The organism is Mycolicibacterium palauense (assembly GCF_002592005.1).
Taxonomy (GTDB): Bacteria; Actinomycetota; Actinomycetes; order Mycobacteriales; family Mycobacteriaceae; genus Mycobacterium; species Mycobacterium palauense.
Genome location: NZ_NVQF01000202.1, coordinates 1 through 1042, shown reverse-complemented (window position 1 = coordinate 1042; position 1042 = coordinate 1). Strand labels below are relative to the sequence as shown.

Sequence of the window (1042 nt, the reverse complement as noted above, 5' to 3'; positions counted from 1 at the left end):
GCCCCCGGGTGCCCGGGTGGCTGATGGCCGGGTTCGCGATGCTGGCAGTGGTGGCCGTTGCCGGGCTGGTGCTGGGGTTGGTGGGGCTGACGTCGGGGGGTTCGGATGACGATCCCGACTACTCGTCGGAAGAGGTGGCGCAGGCGAAGAAGGCGGTGTGTGAGGCGTTTGAGAAGGTCACCGATACATTGACTATTGACAAAAACCGTGCGGCCAACTTTCCCTCCGGGGATCCAAACAACCCCGTGGTAACCGTCAACTCGCGTGTCGGCACTACCGCGGGCGGCTCGCACATGCTGCTGGTACTGAGCGAGAACCCTGCTGCACCTGCGCCATTGGCAGAGAGCACTCGGCAATTGGTGTCAATCTGGCAAAACATCACTTTGGATCAGATTGCAGATGTTGAGCAATCAAAGCTTGATTCCGAATACAGTAAGTCCACTTCTCTGTGGAACGAGATCCTGGACAACTGCAGATAGGCCTCTAGCCTACGCAGCCAGATACTCGGGCCGAATCCGTCAATAATGCCTGTGGCACGTGGAGACGTCTTTTCGGATGTCGAAATCCGATCTCGATGCCCGACCCATGTTCAACCGCATGCGCGACGCCATCGAGGCCCACCTGAACATCGTGTTCACCGCACTTGCCATCTCTCATGCCATCTCGTCGCGCACCGGGCTGCCCATCGCAAGGTCGTCAAGCTCCTGCAACCGCTGCTCTCGGCGACCATCACCGTCAACGGTGCCACACAGACCTCCACCCGACGATTCGGACACCGAGCGCCAGATCCTCACCGATCTCGGCTTCAACCCTGGGCACTATGCAAAAGCCCAGACTCAGGTTGTCCTCAACTCTGGACTTGAGCTGGCCGTAGGGTCGGCATATCTGCCCACCGTTCTAGGTGGTGTCTGTCAATTGCGGACGCGGTGGTTGATGATGATCGCGGCTAGGGTTACCCCTCCGAGGTAGCTCAGGGCGTACTTGTCGTATCGGGTGGCGATTCCTCGCCAGTGCTTGAAGCGGTTGAAGGATCGCTCGACAG

Annotated in this window: 1 protein-coding gene and 1 pseudogene; both read left to right on the top strand. The window is 59.2% G+C overall.

Translation table 11 applies throughout. From position 1 onward, the window contains the following. Nucleotides 1-479: hypothetical protein (locus tag CSR00_RS29865; RefSeq protein WP_218014568.1), on the top strand; the 479-nt coding region annotated here is incomplete at its 5' end. 49 nt (nucleotides 480-528) lie between these two features. Further along, nucleotides 529-819: pseudogene (locus tag CSR00_RS29860) on the top strand (IS1634 family transposase); the annotation flags it as partial. Nucleotides 820-1042: the final 223 nt, after the last annotated feature.